We start from the raw sequence: 768 nt of genomic DNA, 5'->3' as shown, positions 1-768 counted from the left end.
TTCTCGCGCTCACCCGCGCCGACGCGGCCGCCCAAACCGCGCTCACGGTGCTGTTGTTCACCAGCCTGGCGGTCGCGATCAGCGTACAGGTGCTCGCCGATCCGCTGGCCGGCCTGCTCGACCGGCTGGCGTTCTCGAAATCGCCTGCGCTACGCGAGGATCGGGCGGCGCTGCGGAACACCGGCGCGGCGCTGCCGTTGCGGTCGGTGGACCCGCTCGACCACGTCGACGACGCGGCGTTCGCGCGGCTCACCCGGCGCGCCCTGGGTCACTACGGCGACCTGAGCAAGCTGGTGGCCAGCCCGTTGACCGCGCTGCCCGTCATCGACGAGCGGCTCGCCGCCCGGGGCGCGCCCGACCATCCGCTGGAGCGGGCCAACGAACTCAAAGCGGTGCTGGCCGAGGCGGTCGGGCGGCTCAAGCCGCGCGACGCCGGCGATTTCGGCACCACCGAACAGTGGCGGCACTACAACTCGCTGTACTTCCCCTACGTCGTCGGCGTGCGCGCGTACGCGCAAAACGCCACCGCCGCCGGGCTTGATCCGATCGCGCGGCAAGCCTGGCAGTGGTTGGTCACCGAGGTCCCGCAGCGCTCGCTGCACAACTGGCAGAACGCCGCCGCCCGGCTGATCGCCGCGGACCTGCGCGGCCGGGTCGCGGTGAGCACCGACCGGCCCCTGTGACTGCTGGGGCGGGTGAGCGCCAGGCCGATCAGCGCCTGGCCGCCGAAGAGCACCGCCACCGCCACCGAGCCGGCGAACGAGCGCA

General features: G+C 73.2%; 1 pseudogene. It reads left to right on the top strand.

The window, feature by feature from the left end:
* Positions 1 to 683, top strand: a pseudogene (locus A5702_RS19095) (hypothetical protein); the annotation flags it as partial.
* Positions 684 to 768: the final 85 nt, after the last annotated feature.

Origin of the sequence: Mycobacterium sp. E3339 (assembly GCF_001666915.1) — a bacterium.
Taxonomy (GTDB): Bacteria; Actinomycetota; Actinomycetes; order Mycobacteriales; family Mycobacteriaceae; genus Mycobacterium.
Note: the sequence above shows the minus strand (reverse complement) of the source record. Positions and strands in the feature narration are given on the sequence as shown.